The sequence below is a fragment of the Archangium sp. Cb G35 genome (genome assembly GCF_001896145.1).
Lineage (GTDB): Bacteria > Myxococcota > Myxococcia > Myxococcales > Myxococcaceae > Archangium > Archangium violaceum.
Genome location: NZ_MPOI01000007.1, coordinates 19,814 through 34,893, shown reverse-complemented (window position 1 = coordinate 34,893; position 15,080 = coordinate 19,814). Strand labels below are relative to the sequence as shown.

Annotated in this window: 13 protein-coding genes; 6 read left to right on the top strand and 7 right to left on the bottom strand. The window is 69.0% G+C overall.

Going from position 1 to position 15,080, the window contains the following annotated elements; genetic code table 11:
• Positions 1 to 11: 11 nt before the first annotated feature.
• Positions 12 to 1,574, top strand: coding sequence for a ricin-type beta-trefoil lectin domain protein (locus BO221_RS21645; RefSeq protein ID WP_073562395.1), 1,563 nt, complete (start codon positions 12 to 14; stop codon positions 1,572 to 1,574).
• Here BO221_RS21645 and BO221_RS21640 read toward each other — a convergent pair.
• Positions 1,571 to 2,833, bottom strand: coding sequence for a radical SAM protein (locus BO221_RS21640; protein WP_073562394.1), 1,263 nt, complete (start codon positions 2,831 to 2,833; stop codon positions 1,571 to 1,573). The two genes, BO221_RS21645 and BO221_RS21640, sit on opposite strands and share 4 nt — an antisense overlap.
• Positions 2,834 to 2,863: 30 nt before the next feature.
• Positions 2,864 to 3,052, bottom strand: coding sequence for a hypothetical protein (locus tag BO221_RS21635; RefSeq protein WP_073562393.1), 189 nt, complete (start codon positions 3,050 to 3,052; stop codon positions 2,864 to 2,866).
• 127 nt (positions 3,053 to 3,179) lie between these two features.
• Between BO221_RS21635 and BO221_RS21630 the strand changes: the two genes are divergently transcribed.
• Positions 3,180 to 4,592, top strand: coding sequence for a hypothetical protein (locus BO221_RS21630; protein ID WP_073562392.1), 1,413 nt, complete (start codon positions 3,180 to 3,182; stop codon positions 4,590 to 4,592).
• Positions 4,593 to 4,605: 13 nt separating this feature from the next.
• Here the strand turns inward: BO221_RS21630 and BO221_RS21625 are convergent, their stop codons facing one another.
• Positions 4,606 to 5,301 (bottom strand): pirin family protein, encoded by a 696-nt coding sequence (locus BO221_RS21625; RefSeq protein WP_073562391.1) that lies wholly within the window; start codon positions 5,299 to 5,301, stop codon positions 4,606 to 4,608.
• Positions 5,302 to 5,433: 132 nt separating this feature from the next.
• Between BO221_RS21625 and BO221_RS21620 the strand changes: the two genes are divergently transcribed.
• The 3 genes from BO221_RS21620 to BO221_RS21610 all read left to right on the top strand — a co-directional run bounded on the left by BO221_RS21620 (position 5,434) and on the right by BO221_RS21610 (position 6,852).
• Positions 5,434 to 5,817, top strand: coding sequence for a VOC family protein (locus BO221_RS21620; protein ID WP_073562390.1), 384 nt, complete (start codon positions 5,434 to 5,436; stop codon positions 5,815 to 5,817).
• A 69-nt stretch (positions 5,818 to 5,886) separates the two neighbouring features.
• Complete coding sequence (locus BO221_RS21615; protein WP_073562389.1) at positions 5,887 to 6,312, top strand: YeeE/YedE family protein; 426 nt, start codon at positions 5,887 to 5,889, stop codon at positions 6,310 to 6,312.
• A gap of 12 nt (positions 6,313 to 6,324) precedes the next feature.
• A complete protein-coding gene (locus tag BO221_RS21610) occupies positions 6,325 to 6,852 on the top strand; it encodes a DUF6691 family protein (RefSeq protein WP_073562388.1) in 528 nt (175 codons plus the stop codon).
• On the opposite strand, the gene BO221_RS21605 is transcribed toward BO221_RS21610, so the two are convergent.
• A complete protein-coding gene (locus BO221_RS21605; RefSeq protein WP_073562387.1) occupies positions 6,806 to 7,627 on the bottom strand; it encodes a hypothetical protein in 822 nt (273 codons plus the stop codon). The genes BO221_RS21610 and BO221_RS21605 overlap by 47 nt on opposite strands.
• Before the next feature lie 173 nt (positions 7,628 to 7,800).
• Between BO221_RS21605 and BO221_RS21600 the strand changes: the two genes are divergently transcribed.
• Positions 7,801 to 9,270, top strand: coding sequence for an MDR family MFS transporter (locus BO221_RS21600; protein ID WP_073562386.1), 1,470 nt, complete (start codon positions 7,801 to 7,803; stop codon positions 9,268 to 9,270).
• A gap of 83 nt (positions 9,271 to 9,353) precedes the next feature.
• Here the strand turns inward: BO221_RS21600 and BO221_RS21595 are convergent, their stop codons facing one another.
• Genes BO221_RS21595 through BO221_RS21585 form a run of 3 tightly spaced genes read right to left on the bottom strand, consistent with a single transcriptional unit; the run spans position 9,354 to position 15,048 of the window.
• Complete coding sequence (locus BO221_RS21595) at positions 9,354 to 12,500, bottom strand: efflux RND transporter permease subunit (protein ID WP_073562385.1); 3,147 nt, start codon at positions 12,498 to 12,500, stop codon at positions 9,354 to 9,356.
• Positions 12,501 to 12,502: 2 nt separating this feature from the next.
• Positions 12,503 to 13,657 carry an efflux RND transporter periplasmic adaptor subunit gene (locus BO221_RS21590; protein WP_073562811.1) on the bottom strand — a complete coding sequence of 385 codons (1,155 nt, stop codon included), beginning with the start codon at positions 13,655 to 13,657 and terminating at the stop codon, positions 12,503 to 12,505.
• Positions 13,654 to 15,048, bottom strand: coding sequence for a TolC family protein (locus BO221_RS21585; RefSeq protein ID WP_073562384.1), 1,395 nt, complete (start codon positions 15,046 to 15,048; stop codon positions 13,654 to 13,656). Before BO221_RS21585 ends, BO221_RS21590 begins: the two co-directional genes overlap by 4 nt.
• Positions 15,049 to 15,080 lie beyond the last annotated feature (32 nt).

Sequence of the window (15,080 nt, the reverse complement as noted above, 5' to 3'; positions counted from 1 at the left end):
AGAAACCATCAATGAAGAATCGCAAGCTCAACGCGCTCTCCACCGTGACGGCGTTGTTCGCTGGCCTGGCGACCCTCCACGGCTTGCCCGCTGCCGCCGCTGAAGCCGAGTCCGCGCCGGAGGTGTCCCCGGAGCTGCTCACCGCGATGCGCCGGGACCTGAATATCGACGAGGAGCAGCTGCGGCGCCGGTTGGTATTCGAGGCGAAGGCTCCGTCCCTCGAGAAGAGCCTGAGCACGCAGCTGGGAGAGCGCTTTGGCGGAGCCTGGCTGAACGAGGATGGCACCCAGCTCATCGTCGGTGTCACCGATGAGGCCAGCGCCGCTCGTGTCCGCCGCGCCGGAGCCGAGCCGCGGCTCGTCAAGCACAGCAAGGCGAGGCTGGAGCAGATCCAGGCGGAACTGGACCGCAACGCCCACAACGCCCCCGCCTCGGTCCACTCCTGGTACGTGGATGTCGCCACCAACAGTGTCGTCGTGCAGGCGGAGAGCGGCTCGAGCCTGATGGCTTCACGCGCCCAGTCGTTCGCCGCCCTGAGCAGCGGCGCGCGGGACGGGGTGATTCGCGTGGAGCACTCCACCCAGGCCCCGCGCCCGGCCTACGACCTGCGCGGCGGAGAGATCTACTACTTCGGCACGGGGGCCGGTGGCGGCTATGGTGTCTGCTCGGTGGGCTTCTCGGTGCACGGCGGCTTCGTCACCGCGGGACACTGCGGCGGGGCGGGCACCCCCACTCTGGGCAGCAACTGGCAGGCCATGGGCACCATCCAGGGGTCGGTCTTCCCCGGCGGTGACTACGGGTGGGTGGCGACCAATGGCTCGTGGACGCCGCAGCCCTGGGTGTACAACTACAACAACGCGCACGTCCTCGTTCAGGGCTCCAACGTGGCCGGCATCGGCGCGTCCATCTGCCGCTCCGGCACCACGACCGGCTGGCGGTGTGGAACGCTCCTGGCCACGAACGTCACCGTCAACTACTCCAATGGTCCCGTTTATGGCCTGTCCACGACCAGCGCGTGCGCCGATCCCGGTGACTCGGGTGGCTCGGTCCTCTCCGGCAATCAGGCGCAGGGCGTGACCTCGGGCATCGCGGGTGGCTGCTCCAATGGCAATCCTCCCCAGACGTTCTTCCAGCCCCTCCTCCCCATTCTCAACGCCTACCGCCTCACGCTCGTCACGAGCGGCGGCAGCAGCGGCGGCAGGTCGTTCGTCTCGCGCATGAACGGCAAGTGCATCGACGTGCCCAACTCGAACTTCTCCGATGGTGTCCAGGTGCAGATGTGGACGTGCAATGGCACCAACGCCCAGAAGTTCACCTTCGACGGACGCAAGGTGCGGATCGCCGACAAGTGCCTGGACGTCTCCGGCGCGTCGACGGCCAACGGAACGCGCATCCAGATCGCCAACTGCAACACCAGCCCCGCCCAGGACTTCGTGCTGAGCGGAGCGGGTGACCTGGTGAGCTACCTGGCCAACAAGTGCGTGGACATCGAGGGCTACAACGCGAACGACGGCGCGAAGCTGAGCATCTACGACTGCCACGGCGGTTCGAACCAGAAGTGGGACTACCGCTAGCGGGTTCCGCTGGCCTCGGGCAGTGGGTAGGCCTCCCAACCCGGAGGCCACTCCACGCGCTCATACGTGAAGTGATGCGGATCGTCCGACGGCCAGGGCGACTCGAGCGGCTCCTCCACCAGCTCGAAGACGCCGTGGTCGAAGGGCAACCCCGTGCCGGGCGCGGCGCGGATGACGCGCTCTCGCACACCGCTCTCGGCCAGCCGGAGCGAGCGGTGGTGGCAGTAGGGGTTGTTCCCCCGCTTGTTGAAGAGCACATGCGCCCGTTGTGAGCACCCACCCCGGCAGGCCTCGGCGTAGCGGCAGCTCGCGCAGTGGCCCCACAGGTGCGCGAAACCCTCGGGCGTACCGGCCGAGGCGTTGAAGGTGAGCTCGCGCGTCTCCAGGATGTCGGCCAGGGGCTGCTGGCGGATGTTGCCGCCAACGAACTCGGACGGCAGGGTAGGGCACGCCTTGATGCCGCCATCCGCGTGGATGCCCAGCACGGACAGGCCCGCCTTGCAGCCCGCCCACACCTTGGCCCCGCTGGAGGCGAAGAGGATGTCGTCGTACGGGCCGAAGTAGCCCACGTCGTTGCCGGGGACCAACGACAACCGGGACTCCTCGCGGACTCGCAGGGCGACGCGGGCGAGCATCCGGTAGAGGTCCGGCAGCTCCGCGGGCTGCAGCAGCATCCACGCGTTGTCCGTCCCGTTGCCCATGGGGCCGGTGAGCTGGACCTGCCAGGCGCGGATGCCGGCGTCCCTCAGGCGCTCGTACAGCGCGGGCAGCTCGGGGGCGGACAGGCGGTTGACCTGCGTGTTCGAGCTGATGGGGATACCCGCCGCGCTCAAGTGGCCCAGCGTTTCGAAGCAGAAGCGGAACGAGCCCTTGCGGCCACGGATGCGATCGTGCGTGGCCTCCAGGCCGTCCACGGAGACGGAGACGTGCGCGATGCCCGCCTCCTTCATCCGCCGCGCCGTTTCGCGCGAGAGGCCATAGCCTCCCGTCGTCATGGTGCAGAGCATTCCGTGGTCCGAGATGGCCCGCGCGATGTCGAGCCAGTCGGGACGCAGGAACGCCTCGCCGCCCTCGATGGTGACTTCCTGGATGCCCACCTCGGCGAGCTGGCGCACCAGGTCGAGCGCCTCCTCGCGGGAGAGCTCGTTCTTGCGGCTGTCTCCCGCCCGCGAACCGCAGTGGCCGCAGGCGAGGTTGCACTTGAGGGTGAGCTCCCACACGGCATAGGCCGTGCGGGTCTGGACGGTGGGCTGAGGCATGAGACGGGGGCGGGGACGGCGAGGGATCAGCTAGGGAAGCTGGAACTTGGGATTCTTGATGATGGTGTCTTCATCCGGGGGCGGCAGGCCGTAGTCGGCGCTGCCTCCGCGGATCTGCTCGAGCGCCTTCTCATCCAGCTCCAGCACCTGGAGAGCGCGCTCGTTCTGACGCTCGATGACCTGCGTACGCGGAAACTTCTTCTCGACCTTCTTCGTCATGGCGGTCCTTTCGCGAGTGGACGTTAGAGGATAAGGCTTTCTGATGGTCGAGAGCAATCCGGAATATCTGGCTTGACGGTAGCGGGGTCATCCCCACCTTCGGTGCTCCAAGCACTGGAGGTGCGGGATGCGGTGCATCGGCTTACGAGGTGGGTGGGCGGCTCTGTTCATTCTGGCGGCCTGTGACGGAGGAACGGAGCTGCCTCCGGCGCGAGTGGAAGCGCCCGCTCCCCCCTCGGTGGATGACACGCCATCGTCCCAGCAGGAGCCCCCTCCCGTCGTCTCCCCGCCGCTCCCCGCTGCTCGCTGCATGCCACGGCCGGCGGAGCCCGCGCCCCTGTTCACGAATGAGCGGGGGCAACCGCGCTCCTGGGTGCCCGTGGGCCCCGCTCTGGACGCGAACCCCGAGCGCAACACGCCGCAATCCCGCCTGGGGCTGGCGGTGGAGCCCACGGGGGCACCCGTCGTCTCGTGGGGCGAATACAACGGCGCGGTGTGGGGCTACTTCTTCCGGCGTGCGGAGGGCAACGCCTGGTCCCAGGCGGCGGCTTCCGTGTTCCCCCTGCCCGCGGCCACGTTCAGCATGCCCACCCGCCCTGCCTTCACTGTCGATTCACAGGGCCGTCCGGTGATGGTCCTGTCCGAGGCGACCGGTCTCTACACGGGCACGATCCGGGTCCGCCGCTGGGATGGCCAGTCCTGGGAGATCCTGGGACTCGGTCTCCAGGCGGCCCACAATCGGCTGACGAGAGTCACCAGCGCGGCCCTCGCCTTCAACTGTTCCGGAGAGCCCGTGGTGGCGTGGGGCGAGAGCGGCCCGGGCGAGCCCTCCGTGGGTATCCATGTGAGCCAGTGGAATGGAACCTCCTGGCAGCGGATGGGGGAGCGGCTCGGCGCGTATCCGGATGGCGTGCTCGGGGATGGCTCCAATGCGGATCGTCCCAGTCTCGCCGTGGACTCGCGGGGCTTCCCCATCGTGGCCTGGGACGAGTCGGCCATGCGCGAGTTCATCGACCGTGTCCACGTCCGTCAGTGGGACGGCGGCCAGTGGCTGCCCGTGGGCGGGGGCGTTGCCAGCGAGGACCTGCCCTCGAAGGGCAACTCCTATTTGCCCTCGCTCGTGCTCGATGGCGCGGATGTGCCCTATCTCACGTGGACCCAGTGGGACAGCAGGGGGGAGGGGGCGCAAGTGGTGAATCAGGTCCGGCGCTTCTCGGGGGATCAGTGGGCGGGCAGCCTCGCGCCTGGTCCCAGGAGTGAGCCGGTGCTCGCGGCGCTCGGGTCCCGGGTCTTCGTGCTCTTCGCGCGGGAGGAGCAGCTCGAGGTCCACACCTGGGATGGACAGGCGTGGCGCCCCGTGGGTGGACGGCTCCAAGCGCTACCGGGTGCGACGAAGCTGGGCGAGTGGGCGCTCGCCGTGGACCCGAGAGGGCTGCCCGTGGTGGCCTGGATCGAATACACCCGCAACCCCATCCCCAGTGGAAGTGGGGGGGGGGGAGACGAGGGCGAGACCCAGGTCCACGTCTGGCGCTTCCAATGAGCCATTCACGCTGTCAGGCCAGGTCGAAGAGCAGGGCTTCGACCGGCTCGGAGGCCGTGAGTACCAGCCGCGACTCCTCGGACACGGCCACGCCGTCTCCGGCCTTCAGCTCCACGCCGTTGAGCGTGCCCTTGCCCCGTGCGAGCTGAACCCAGGCGTGGCGGCCCGGAGCCAGCGTGTACTCGGCCTGCTCGCCCTTGCCCAGCAGCGTGCTGTGCAGCAGCACGTCCTGGTGCACGGTGAGGCTTCCGTCGCGGGCGTCGGGGCTGGCCACCACGCGCCAGTGGCCCTTGCGCTCGGACTCGGAGAAGAGCTTCTGCTCATAGCCAGGCTTCAGTCCACGCTGCTTGGGGAGGATCCAGATCTGCAGGAAGTGCAGCTCCTCGTTGGCGCCGTTCATCTCGCTGTGCTGCACGCCGGTGCCCGCCGTCATGCGCTGCACCTCGCCGGCGCGCAGCAGTCCCTCGCCGCCCGTGCTGTCCCGGTGCGCGATGGCACCGCTGAGCGGGTAGGTGATGATCTCCATGTCCCGGTGCGCGTGCGTGTCGAAGCCGTCGCCCGCCGTGACGCGGTCCTCGTTGATGACGCGCAGGGCGCGGAAGCCCATGAAGTCCGGGTCGTAGTAGCCACCGAACGAGAACGTATGGTGGGAGTCCAGCCAGCCGTGGTTGGCATGTCCGCGCGATTCAGAGGGTCGAACGATCATCATGATGGGGTGCTCCTTCTCTCGTTGAAGACACCTACAAGATGCCCGCGAGACTGTTGCCGCACCAGGCGTGAATCCTGGAAGGACTGTTCCACCCATGGGACAAAGTCCCGCGGGTGAAGTACACCCTCGGGGATGATCGACCACACTGGCATTGGCGTCGCCGACGTCGCCCGCTCCGCTGTCTTCTACGATGCTGCTCTTGGAGCCCTCGGCCTGCGCAGGGTCATGGAGCTTCCCGAAGGCAACGGGTCCGATGGCATCGGCTACGGCGTCGGCTTCCCCGTCTTCTGGATCGACCGCTTCCATCCGCACTCCGTCAAGCAGCACACCGCCTTCGCGGCCAGGAGCAGGGCCGAGGTCGACGCCTTCCACGCCGCCGCCGTGAAGGCTGGTGGCACGGACAACGGTTCGCCCGGGCTGCGCGACACGGCCAAGGGCTACCCGCCGGGCTACTACGCCGCCTTCGTGCTCGATCCCGACGGCAACAACATGGAGGCCGTCTATCGTGGTGGCTGAAGCCCCCGTTGGGACACGGCCGGAATTTCCCGGTGAATCCTTTTCCGGGGAGGCTGGCTCTCACGGATCATGACTTCTTCCTTCCTGCTTCCTCTCCTGGGTGGGGCACTCATCGGATTGAGCGCCTCGCTCCTCCTCCTGGCCAACGGCCGCGTGGCGGGCATCAGCGGCGTGGTGGGCTCGCTGCTGGCTCCCGTTCGCGGTGACATCGCCTGGCGCGTCCTCTTCTTCGGGGGCCTGCTCACCGGCGGCCTGCTGCTGGCGTGGTTGCGCCCCGGGTCCTTCGCGGTTCCGGCGGACCTGAGTTCGGGCGGGGCCTTGCTGCTGGTGGTGGCCGGGCTGCTGGTGGGCTTCGGCGCGCGGCTGGGCAACGGCTGCACCAGCGGGCATGGCGTCTGCGGCATCAGCCGAGGCTCCGCCCGTTCCATCGTGGCAACGCTCACCTTCATGGCCACCGGCGTCCTCACCGTCTTCCTGGCCCGGCACGTCTTCTGAGCGGAACTCCCCATGCGTCCTCTTCTCAGCGCGTTTCTCAGTGGCCTCCTCTTCGCATTCGGCCTGGGGCTCAGCGGCATGACGGACCCGGCCAACGTCATCGGCTTCCTCGACCTCGCGGGCGACTGGGACTTCCGGCTCGCGTTCGTGATGGGCGGTGCCATCGCCGTGCACGCGGTGCTTCGGCCCCTCATCTACAAGCGGCAGCGGCCCCTGTTCGCCGCGAAGTTCCCTTCCTTTCCCGTCAGCCGGGTGGACTCGAAGCTCCTCGTGGGCGCGGGCCTCTTCGGCGTGGGCTGGGGACTCGGCGGCTATTGCCCCGGCCCCGCGCTTACCGCGCTCTCCAGTGGCGCGCCCCAGGTGCTCGTCTTCGTGCCCGCCATGTTCGCCGGCATGTTCCTCGCCCAGCTGTTCCAAACGCGGCGGAGCGCGAGCGCGGGGGCTATGAGCCCGGACACGATGTCTTCACGGCCACCGGAGTCGGTCCCAACCCCTACCGGCTGGAGGCCTGAGACCCAGGGGGCGCGTGGAGCGAAGTGACATAGGTGTCCTGGTTCGGAAGGACACCGTGGAGCTCGCGCCGGTAACAGCCGAGCGCCGGGTCGATGATCCCCTGTGATTCCTCCGCGATCACCACGCTGGAGAGAACCCGTGCGCTGACATACCTGTCCGCCGCGCCCGCGGGGGCCTGCCAGTAGAGCGTGTGGTCGAAGGCCGCCGTGCGGTGCACCGCGCCATCGTGCACGTGCAGCGTGGGGAAGAAGAGCGAGCGCGCGTCACGCAGGGGAAACTCGAACGCCATGGGGTGCACGCTTCGGGTGGGGTGGCTGCCTCGCCGCCACATCCGGTTCCAGAGCCCGGTGCCGAAACCGCGCAGTTTGAACACCGCGAAGCCCCAATCGGAATAGCTCGGCAGGGCCTTCCATGCGGCCGGTGGGAGCCGGAAGCGTGGGTCGAGCCGTTCGAAGTCCTGCACGCGGGGGACGAAGGACGCCTCGAACTCGCCCACGTCGTACACGGCCAGCTGCGCGGTGGGGACCTCGTCGCCGAGCAGATCGTAGTCCTCGCGCGAATCCTCGTAGGCCGCGAACGCCATGCCCAGGTCATCGAGCAGCGTGGGGTAGCCGGACAGGTCGATGAAGCGCACCCCGTCCTCGGGCGTGCCACGAGGGACGGGCAACGGCAGCACCATGGCGACGTCCTCGTTCGCCGCGAGTTCCATCGCATACACGAGCAGTTGCCGCCCCGGCGAGGTGGCGCGAGCGAAGATGCGGGTGCCGGACACATGCAGGATGGGGCGCGAGAAGCAGCACATGGGCCTCCACCATAGCAGGAGGGGCGTGCGGCCCCGGAGTCCACGCGCGCTGACACCGGGCGAGCGGGCTTCGGGACACTCGGAGGGAGCGGGAATACTTGACGATGGCGGCCCTGGCCCGCACCCGTTAAGCAGGACGCCACTTTTCCGTCCGGCAATCCCGATCCGACAGCATGAGAACCACCCACCGTCCCCTGACCACCGTTGCCCTGGCCTTGAGTCTCTTCATGGCGGCGCTGGAGATGACCGTCGTCTCCACCGCCATGCCCACGGTGGTCGGTGAGCTGGGCGGGCTGCAGAGCTACGCCTGGGTCTTCACCGCGTACATGCTCGCCTCCACCGTGACGGTGCCCATCTACGGGAAGCTGGCGGACCTCTATGGGCGCAAGCCCGTGCTGCTCTTCGGCATCGGTCTGTTCCTCGTCGGCTCCGTCCTCAGTGGGCTGGCCACGTCGATGAACATGCTGATCGCCTTCCGCACGTTGCAGGGGCTGGGGGCGGGCTCGATGCAGCCCGTGGCACTCACCATCGTGGGAGACCTCTACACGCTGGAGCAGCGGGCGAAGGTGCAGGGCGTCTTCAGTGGGGTGTGGGGCCTGGCGGGGCTGGTGGGCCCGCTCACTGGTGGCCTCATCGTGAAGTACCTCACCTGGCACTGGGTCTTCTTCATCAACGTGCCGGTGGGGCTGGGCGCCTTCGCGCTGCTGGTGTTCTTCTTCCACGAGCAGGTGCAGCACAAGCCGCAGAAGCTGGACTACGCGGGGGCGGTGCTGCTCTCGGCCGGAGTGGTGGCGCTGCTCTTTGGCGTGCAGGGAATCGGCCGCAACCTGCCGGAGCTGCTGTTGGGGGCCGTGCTGCTCGCCGCCTTCGTGTGGGTGGAGCGCAGGGTGGCCGAGCCCGTCATTCCCATGACCATCTTCAAGAACCCGGCCATCACCATCTCCGCGGTCGCGGGGGGACTCTTCTCGGCGGCGATGTTCGGGGCCACCACCTACGTGCCGCTGTATGTGCAGGGCGTGCTGGGCGGCTCGGCCACGATGGCCGGCGGGATGATCACCCCGATGATCGTCGGCTGGCCCGTGGCGAGTCTCTTCGCGGGGCGGTTGTTGCTCAAGACGGGCTTCCGTCCGCTCATCGTCGGAGGGCTGGGGCTGTCGGTGATTGGCACGGGGGCGATGGCGCTGCTGCTCAAGCCGGAGTCCTCGCTGCTGATTCCGGAGCTGGCCATGGCGCTGTTCGGCATCGGCCTGGGCTTCACGGCCACCTCGCTGCTCATCGCGGTGCAGACCAGCGTGGGCTGGGAGCTGCGCGGGGTGGCGACGGCGAGCCACATGTTCTTCCGCACCATCGGCGGGGCGCTCGGAGTGGGGTTGATGGGCGGCGTGGTGGTCTCCCAGCTCATGAAGGATCCGACCGTCCCCCTGGAAGCCGCCAACGAGCTGCTCGGCCCCGAGCACGGCCGTGGCTTGTCTCCGGCCTTGTTCCAGACGCTGAGCGGAGCGCTCGGCACGGGGCTGACGATCAACTTCTGGATCATCTGCGCCGCCACCGTGGCCGCCTTCGCCGCGGGGCTCTTCTTCCCCAAGGTGAAGCGCGGCGAGGGCGTGGCGGTCTCCTCCACCGACGTGGCGGCGCCTCACTGAACTCGGGTTGGGCCCGCAATGAAAAGGGGCACCGTGTTTCCACGGTGCCCCTTCGTACTTCCGGAGAGCTCCAGTCTTCTACGTCACGGCGCGGGCGCGGGAGCGATGGTCTCGGGCTCCGCGCTGCTCCTCTTCGCCGCACCCCGGAGCTGCTGCATCAGCACGTACAGGCCGGGGATGAAGACGAAGTTGACGATGGTGGACACGAGCATTCCGCCGAAGACGGCCGTGCCCAGCGAGTTGCGCGCGGCGGCACCGGCGCCCGAAGCCGTCATCAGAGGCACCACGCCCAGCAGGAAGGCGATGGACGTCATGAGGATGGGGCGCAGACGCACCTCGGCGGCCTCGACCACCGCGTCGATGGCGCTCTTGCCGCCCTCGCGCAGCTGCTCGGCGAACTCCACGATGAGGATGGCGTTCTTGCTGGCCAGGCCCACCAGCATCACCAGTCCGACCTGGCAGAAGACGTCATTGGCGTAGCCACGCGCCAGCTGCAGTCCCAGCGCGCCCATGACGGCCAGAGGCACCGAGAGGATGATGACGAAGGGCAGGGTGAAGCTCTCGTATTGGGCCGCGAGCACCAGGAAGACGAACAGCAGGCCCAGGGCGAAGATGATCAGCGTCTGACCGCCGCTCTCCTTCTGCTCGAGGCTGATGCCCGTCCACTCCGAGCTCATGCCCTGGGGCAGCACCTGCGACGCCAGCTGCTCCATGGCCTCCAGTGCCTGGCCGGAGGAGACGCCCGGGGCGTTCTGCCCGTTGATCTCCACGGCGCGGAAGAGGTTGTAGTGCCGGATGACCTGGGCGGAGGCCGTGGGCGTCACCTTCACCAGCGACTCCAGGGGAATCATCGCGCCGGTGTCGGTGCGCGTGTAGAAGGCCCCGATGTCCGACGGGTTGTCGCGGAACTGCTGCTCGGCCTGGACGTAGACGCGGTAGGTGCGGTTCGCGTAGTTGAAGTCGTTGACGTACTGGCTGCCCATGTACAGCTGCATGGTGCCGAAGATCTGCTCGATGGGCACACCGAGCGCCTTGGCCTTCTGGCGATCCACCTCCACGTCCAGCAGCGGCGTGTCCGCGTTGAAGGAGGTGAAGACGCCGCGCAGGTTGCTGTTCTGGTTGCCGTTGGCCACCAGCTCCTGGGCGGTCGAGGCCAGCTGATCCAACGAGATGCTGCCTCCAACGTCCTCGATGATGAACTGGAAGCCGCCCACGCTGCCCACGCCGCGGATGGCGGGGGGCTGCAGGGGCATCACCCGGGCTCCACCGATGGCGGCGAGCGGCCCGCGCAGCCGCTCCACGAGCGCGGCCACGGACTGGTTCGGGTTGGGCCGCTTCTCCCAGGGCAGCAGGGGAATGAAGATGGTGGCGTAGTTGGGGCCGGTGCCCTGGAAGGAGAACCCGCCGATGGCGAAGATGGTGACCACCTCGGGCTGGGCCTTGAGGATCTGCTCCGCCTCGGCCAGCACCTTCTCCGTCTGCGCGAGCGACATTCCCTCGGGGCCCTGCACGGAGATGATGAGGTAGCCCTGGTCCTCGTCGGGGATGAAGCCGGTGGGCGCCGAGCGGAACAGCACCACCGTTCCCGCGATGCACAGGAGGAACGCCACGAGGATGATGAGGGGGTGCTTGAGCAGCGAGCGCAGGCTCCGGCCATAGACGGCCTTCGTCCAGTCGAGCGCCTTGTCCATCCAGCGGAAGAAGATCCACTTCTCCCCGTGGTGGTGCTTGAGCAAGCGGGCGCTCAGGGCGGGCGTCAGGGTGAGGGCGCAGAAGGTGGACAGGGCCACCGACGCGGCGATGGTGAGCGCGAACTGGCGGTAGATGGCGCCCGTGGTGCCGGGGAAGAGGGCCACGGGGATGAACACCGCCACCAGCACGATGGAGATGGCCACCACCGCGCCGGACACCTCCTTCATGCCCTCGCGCGCCGCCTGCATGGCGGACAGGTGCTTCTCCACCATCAACCGCTCGATGTTCTCGATGACGACGATGGCGTCATCCACCACGAGGCCCGTGGCCAATGTCAGGCCGAACAGGGTGAGCGTGTTGATGGAGAAGCCCATCAGGTAGACGAAGGCGAAGGTGCCCACCAGCGAGACGGGGAGGGTGAGGGCGGTGATGAGCACGCTGCGCCAGCCGTGCAGGAAGAGGAAGATGACGAGGATGACGAGCGCGATGGCTTCCACCAGCGTGCGCACCACCTCGTTGACGGAGGCGCGCACCGCGAGCGTGGTGTCGTTGCCCGGCTTGTACTCGAGCCCCGGGGGGAACTGCTGGGCGAGCCGGTCCATCTCCTTGATGACGCCATCACGCACGTCGAGCGCGTTGGCGGTGGGGAGCTGGAAGATGGCGAGGCCCACGCCCGTGCGCCCGTTGAAGCGCAGCAGCGTGCCGTAGCTTTCCGCGCCGAGCTCCACGCGGGCCACGTCCTTGACGCGCACGAGCTTGCCGTCGGTGGTGTTGCGCTGAAGGACGATCTCCCCGAACTCCTCGGGCTCGACGAGCCGGCCGCGCGCGCGCACGGCGATCTGATAGGGCTGCTCGTCGGCGGAGGGCGGCTGGCCCACCTGGCCGGCGGCCACCTGGAGGTTCTGCTCCTGCAGGGCGCGCACCACGTCCTGGGGGGTGAGTTGGCGGCGCGCCAGCTCGGTGGGATCCAACCACAGGCGCATGGAGAACTTGCGCTCGCCGAAGATGCGCACCTCGCCCACGCCGCGCACGCGCTTGATGGCGTCCTTGAGGTTCACGTCGGCGTAGTTACTGAGGAACTTGGCGTCGTAGCGGTTGTCCGGGCTGGACAGGCCGAGCGTCAGCAACATCTGGCTGGAGGCCTTGTTGACGACGATGCCCGTCTGATTCACCTGGGCGGGCAGACGCGAGGCGGCGCGGCTCACGCGGTTCTGCACGTCCACGGCTGCCACCTCGATGTCGCGCGTGGGCTCGAAGGTGACGGTGATCTGGCTGGTGCCGTCGTTGCTGCTGGTGGAGGTGATGTAGCGCATGCCCTCCACGCCGTTGAGCTCCTGCTCGATCGGAATGGTGACGGCGCTCTCCACGACCTCGGCGCTCGCACCCACGTAGGTGCTGGTAACAGTCACCTGGGGCGGGGCGAGATCCGGGTACTGAGCGATGGGCAGGGTGGGGATGGCGATCAACCCCACCAGCGTCAGCAGGATGGAGCAGACCGCGGCGAAGACGGGCCTGCGGATGAAGAAATCGACGAACATGGTTAGCGGCTGCCCCCGGCGGCTCCTCCACCGCCCTCCGTACCCCGCGTGACGGCCCGGGCGGGCGGGGGCTTCACCTTCACCGGCGCGCCGTGACGCAGCGCCTGCAATGAGGTGACGGCCACCTGCTCACCCTCCTTCAGTCCACCCTCCACCACGTAGGCCATTTCCCCGAGCGCCCCGAGCGTCACCGGGCGGCGCTCCACCACCATCTGGCCTTCCTTCTCCGCCACCACGAGGGCGAACGGCTGGCCGCTCTGGCGCACCACCGCGAGCGCGGGCAACTGCAGCGCCTGGCGGGTGGAGTAGACGAGCCGCGCGCGCACCAGCTCGCTGGGGCGCAGACCCACGGTGTTGCGGAAGGCCGCCTTCACCTCCACCAGCTGGGTGCGCGGATCCGCCTGCGGGGCCACGAAGAAGATGGGGCTGGAGATGAGCACCTTGCCCTGGGAGTCGAGCACCTCGAGCGGCGTCTCGGGCCGCAGCGAGCGGGCGCGCTCGGATGGCACGGCCACGCTCACTTCGAGCACATCCGCCTGGGCCACGCTCGTCAGGGGCGTGGTGGCGCTCACGAAGTCGCCCACGCGGGCGAGCACGTCGCCCACGGTGCCGGCGAAGGGGGCGCGCACGGTGTTGAACTGAAGCTGCACCTCGCGCTGGGCCTCCGTGGCGGCGGCGGCGCGCGTGTTGGCCTCCAGCGCCTCCACCTGGGCCCGGGCCTGCTCCAGCTCCTGGGCGCTCGCCAGCCCCTCCTTATAGAGGGACTCGATGCGGGCGCGCGTGCGGCGGGACTGCTCCAGGTTCACCTCGGAGGAGGTGCGCTGGGCGCGGGCCGTCTCGAGCGCCGCCGTTTCCTCACGGGCGTCCACGTCGATGAGCGGGGCTCCCGCCTCCACCTTCTGTCCCGGACGCACGTGGATGCGGCGCACGTAGCCGGCCACCTGCGGCAGCACGTTGACGCTCTGCCGCGACAGCAGGCTCCCGAGGTACTCGCTCGTGTCACGCACCTCGCTGGGGGCCAGCTGCACCACCTCGACTTCACGGGGTGGGGGAGCGGCCTTGGCCGCCGGCTTGCCACCGCAGCCCACCACTCCGGCCGCGAGGGCGGCACCCCACACTCCCACTGCCAGCGCCTTCAGGGGGCGTACCCTTCTCACCAGTCGCACCGGGCCTCCGTCAGAAATGCGTCCAGGCGCGCCTGGACAAGCTCGAATTCACGCAGGGCCAACGCCAGCTCCGCCTGACGCAGGGCCGCCCCGCTCTGTACCAGTTCCAGGCTGCTGCCGCGGCCGACCTCGAACGCTCGCCTGGTGAGCTGATCCGTCTTCGCGGACAGCTCGCGCGCCTCGGTCGCCGTCTTCACCAGCGACTCGGCCACCTCCACGCTCCGCCGGGCGCGCGCCACCTCCACCTCCACGTCGCGCCGGGTCCGCTCGAGCGTCTCGGCCGCCTGCTGCTCCAAACCCGCGCGCTCGCGGACGATTCCCGCCCGTCCGCCACCTTCCCAGATGGGCACCGACAGGACGGCGGCGATGCTCCAGGTGGCCACCCGTCCGGGGCCGGGCTCCGTGGTGAAGGCGTTGATGTTGCTGTTGATGCCGAGCGTGGGCAGGTAGCCGGCGGACGCCTGACGCGTGCTCTCGCGGGCCGAATCCACCTGCGCGCGCGCGGCCTCGAGATCCGGCCGATCACCCAGGGCCTTCAGCGGCGTACAGGTGGCCCGGGTCTGCTCCACCAGGCCCTGCAGTTGGAAGGACGGGTTCACTCCCACCTCCTGGGGCAGGCCCAGGGACAGGCCGAGCGCCTCGCGGGCGCGGCGCAGCTGCTCGTCACCGGAGATGAGCGACTGCCGGGCCACCTCCACGTCCTGGCGCACGCGCACCACGTCCAGCTGGGTACCCGCGCCCAGCTCCAGCGAACGCTGGGCGAGCGCGGCACGCTCCAGGGCCCGGCGCAGGCCCACGCGGTTGATCTCCGCGGCACGCTCGGCGGCCACGGTGGCCACCAGGGCGCGCGACAGCCCCAGGGTGAGGCGGCGCTGCACGTCCTGGAGGTTCGCCTGGGCACCGTCCTCGGCCGCCGAGGCCGACGACAGCCCGCGCCAGGCACCGATGTCCACGACCGACTGCGTCAACGACACGGAGCCACTCGCGAGCGGCACGGTGGGCCGGAGGGTCGACGACCCCCCCGTCTGTGCGGCGATCGGAATGCCCGTGATGCCCACGGCGAGGCCGGGGTTGAGCAGATCCATGGCCACACCCGCCGACACGCGGCCATTGGGCAGGAGCGTGGCCAGGGCCTGGCGCCATCGGCCCTCGGCGCGCTGCACGTTGGCCTCCGCGGTCCGGAGATCCGTGGAGCGCTCACGCACCAGCCCGAGCGCCTCTTCCCAGGTGCCCACCTGCCTGGAGGCGGGCTGGGCCGGGGTGAGCATGGGATCGTCCACCTGCGGCTGGAAGGGGGGCGGGGCGGGTAGGAGCGGATCCTGGCCGGCCAGGGCGGGGGCCGCGGTGAGCGCCAGGAGGAGGAGGGCGATACGAGAGCTCATGCCAGGGGGGAACCAGGGAAAATCGGGTGTCG